The sequence below is a fragment of the Haliscomenobacter sp. genome (assembly GCF_033763495.1).
Classification (GTDB): domain Bacteria; phylum Bacteroidota; class Bacteroidia; order Chitinophagales; family Saprospiraceae; genus Haliscomenobacter.
Window position 1 is genome coordinate 1 of sequence record NZ_JANRKL010000057.1, and the last position, 3,479, is coordinate 3,479.

Here is a 3,479-nt window from a genome sequence, read left to right on the forward strand (position 1 = left end):
CATCCGCCGAATGGCGCTCAACCTACTCAAAACAAATGGTGACAAACCTAAAGTCAGCATTAATCGTAGAATGAACCGATGTGCATTGTCGGACAAGTATAGAGAAAATACCCTCAAATTTTAATGCGTTTGCCCTGGGGGTTGTACCCGACATATAGAGCGACTAGGGGATAACAAACAAGAAGGCTTTATCAACAAGAGAATCAAATTTGTTGATTATTCAAAAAAATCAGCAAGCTACCAACCATTGAGCGGTATTTTACTAAAAGTGGATTCGCTTTCTTTTTTTAGAGATACCACTACCATTGAGTTCGGAAATGTAAAAACAACCTGGAGTGTATACTTGGCTTCGGTTGGATTAAAACTAGGAGAATGGGTAGGAACAATACATAACCATCTGAGAGTTTTAAAGGTGGAGCAAATTAAGTTTAGAATTTCAGTTGCTGATGATAGCGATAAATCTATCCACCAACAATTGCTTAAGGAAGCCTGGATTCATGTAGACAGTATGAATAATATAAAAAATGGCTCGGCATTCCCACGCACCACAATAGGCGTCCAAAGAAAGAACCAATTCTTATTGATTTATAAATTGAATCAGCTAAAAGGTGGCAATGAATTAATTATTAGCTTCATGGATAGGGTTTTAAAAATTAAAGCCCTATCCGCAGATGATGATGAGACGTGGCAATGGAGTTTTCATTATGTAATGTATGAGCTCTTAGGAGGAGTGGCTTTTAAAATGGATGAAACGTCCATCTTTAAGCCTTCTTTGGAACAGGATTTATCAGAAGAAGAGATATTGAATCTCAAGAAATAAATTCCTCCAGATGCTTGGGGCATGGAACTGGTATACGGCATTGGAGATCAGACCTTAAACTCCAACTACGCCAGTGGCCAAAATGCCAACTACAATGGCAACATCACGATGATCAAATCGCGTACCCAGGGTCAAAGTGTAACCCCCACCTACGGCTTCATGTATAATGGCCTCAACCGCCTGACGGCAGCCTACTACGGAGAAAAAGGAACTTCCACTTATTCCAACCTGGATCGTTATACCGAATATCAAAGTTATGACCTCAATGGGAATATTGTTTCTTTGGACAGGTATGGCTTAGCAGGGGGCTCCGCAGGTGCCATCGATGACCTGACCTACACCTATACCCTGAACAGCAACCAAATTTCCGGCATTACCGAATCGGTGACCAATACCACTTTCCGCGACAAAGGTTTCAAATACTACAGCACTGGTACTTACACCTATGATGCGGCAGGTAACGTGACCAACGAACCCTCCAAAGGAGTGGTCATTGCCTACAACTACTTCAATTTACCTCGCTTGCTGACCCTCGGCAGCAATACCATCGAAATAGAATACGACGGCGGCGGCAACAAACTGCTAGAATGGACAATGAAATCATTCAAGAGAATCAGTACTACGCACGGGCGTACTTGGTGAGATTTCAACGGAGGATTTGTTGGACAATATTTTTTCGAGGTTTTGTATCGGCAAGTAAGTGACCTTATTAACCAAAGCTCACTGCTTCCGACTCAAATACACCCCAACCAAAATCACTGCCATACAACCCACATGCAACAGCCCGATTTTTTCCCCATCTGCCACCCCCCAAAGCATGGCAATAATGGGCATCAAATAAGCTACAGTTGCCCCAAATATGGCCGAGGTCTGTTGGATCACTTTAAAAAAGATGATGGTCGCCAGCACCGTACCTACCCAGGATAAAAGCACTACATAACCGAGCGACTGCCAGGGATTGGGCAGCGTACCCATGCGGGGAATAAAATCCGTACCCAGCAACAAATAAATGCCGAGGGGTACTCCCACCGTACCAAAGGATCCCGCACTGACCAGCAGGGAGTCCATGTCCCGAAACTTGGTCGCAATGAGGTTGGTACCTGTCGCGTAAAAAACCGTAGCCAACACAATCAGGGAAGCATAATCTACCGGGCTATTGCTGATCCCCCCTTTGCCCATCAGAATCAAACAAGCTGCTCCAACCAAACCCAATAAAATCCCCAAGACTTGCCTCGTTTTAACTGTCACCTTAAAAATGACCACCCCAATGATCATCGTAAAAAGAGGGGTGAGTGAATTGAGTACCCCCGCGGTAGCACTGCTGATCTTTTGCTGCGCAGTGGAAAACAAGATGGCGGGCAAGGCACTGCTGCAGAGCCCCAACACCATCAACAGCGGCAAACGCGACCAGTCCATGCGCTTGTAATTGTAGGCCAATACTGGCACAAAGGCCAAGGCCGAAAGCGACATGCGCAAACAAGCCACCTGCACAGGCGTGAAAGACTCCAGACTCTTTTTGATCAGGATGAAAGAGGTTCCCCAAACCAAACTGAGGATACCAAGGGTCAGATAGGCTTGCCACATGGGCATGCTGGCGGGGGAGTTGGTGTTATTCATTGGGCAAGAGTACAAAAGATTTGTGATTCGCGGAAAAAACTGTACGAGTAACTGTTAAGTTTCAGCAGGTTTGAATTTTTTGCAATAAATTTGCGAACACTCGATTGAAAATCATGGTGCCATTCATTGCAATCAGGCACTTAAAATTACAAATCATACAACCATGAAAAAATCCATCTTGCTTTTGCTCCTCCTGAGCAGTTTTGGCCTGGGACTACAGGCCCAAAAACTGGCCGACAAACGGACCGCGCGCGACCTCGAACTGAGTGCACCCGAACAAGAACTAAAGGCCGGTCAAAGTTATGAAATCCCGGTCACTGCCGCCAATTTGGGCATGGTGCAAGGTTTTCAGTTTTCCATTTTTATCGACCCTACGGTCGCTGAACTGACGGGTATTGAAGGTGGGATTATGAAGGAAGATAACTTTGGGTTTTTTCCAAAAAATGGCCTCATTACGAGCAGCTGGAATGTGTCTTCGCCACTGGCTAAAGAAAAATTGAACGAGGTGTTGTTTACCTTGAAAATCAATAGCCGCAAGGACATCGCCCTGAGCAAAATCCTCGGCCTGCAGAGCCGCCCCACGGCCATGGAAGCCTATACCATGAATGATGAACAGGTGGGGATCAGCCTTAACTTCAAATCAGCAGTAAAGCAGGGCGACAAGGCGCTGTTGTTCCAAAACAGCCCCAATCCCTTCAGCGAAGAAACGCTGATTACTTTTTATTTACCCGCTGCGGCTAAGGCTACTTTGGTGGTGCGCAATGTGGAAGGAAAGGTATTGTTCCGCACCCAGGGAGATTTTGGCAAAGGCCAACAGCAATTTTTGCTGAAACAAAGCGACATCAAAGCGTCCGGTGTGATGAATTATACGCTGGAGACTACCAATTTTACGGAGACGAAGAAGATGGTGGTGGTTGCTAAGTAGTTGAGAAGTTGAGGGGTTGAGAAGTTGAGGGGGTTGAGAAGTTGGGGGGTGGCCCGGTTGGGTGTGAAAGTGCAGGTGCAAATTGCCGGGGGGGCCGCCCACTTAAAAACCCCCAAA

General features: G+C 45.9%; 4 protein-coding genes. 3 read left to right on the forward strand and 1 reads right to left on the reverse strand.

What is annotated here, in order from left to right:
• The first annotated feature begins 247 nt into the window (after nt 1-247).
• Complete coding sequence (locus tag SFV55_RS06660) at nt 248-820, forward strand: hypothetical protein (RefSeq protein WP_320028698.1); 573 nt, start codon at nt 248-250, stop codon at nt 818-820.
• A gap of 21 nt (nt 821-841) precedes the next feature.
• Nucleotides 842-1,462, forward strand: coding sequence for a hypothetical protein (locus tag SFV55_RS06665; RefSeq protein WP_320028699.1), 621 nt, complete (start codon nt 842-844; stop codon nt 1,460-1,462).
• Nucleotides 1,463-1,540: 78 nt separating this feature from the next.
• On the opposite strand, the gene SFV55_RS06670 is transcribed toward SFV55_RS06665, so the two are convergent.
• Nucleotides 1,541-2,437 (reverse strand): DMT family transporter, encoded by an 897-nt coding sequence (locus SFV55_RS06670; protein ID WP_320028700.1) that lies wholly within the window; start codon nt 2,435-2,437, stop codon nt 1,541-1,543.
• A 163-nt stretch (nt 2,438-2,600) separates the two neighbouring features.
• Here SFV55_RS06670 and SFV55_RS06675 point away from each other — a divergent pair, with 163 nt between their 5' ends.
• On the forward strand, nt 2,601-3,362 hold the full coding sequence (locus SFV55_RS06675) for a T9SS type A sorting domain-containing protein (protein WP_320028701.1): 762 nt from the start codon (nt 2,601-2,603) through the stop codon (nt 3,360-3,362).
• Nucleotides 3,363-3,479: the final 117 nt, after the last annotated feature.

Coding starts and splice junctions, on each gene's coding strand:
- SFV55_RS06670 (WP_320028700.1), bottom strand. CDS start 2,437: ATGAATAACACCAACTCCCCCGCCAGCATGCCCATGTGGCAAGCCTAT.
- SFV55_RS06675 (WP_320028701.1), top strand. CDS start 2,601: ATGAAAAAATCCATCTTGCTTTTGCTCCTCCTGAGCAGTTTTGGCCTG.
- SFV55_RS06665 (WP_320028699.1), top strand. CDS start 842: ATGGAACTGGTATACGGCATTGGAGATCAGACCTTAAACTCCAACTAC.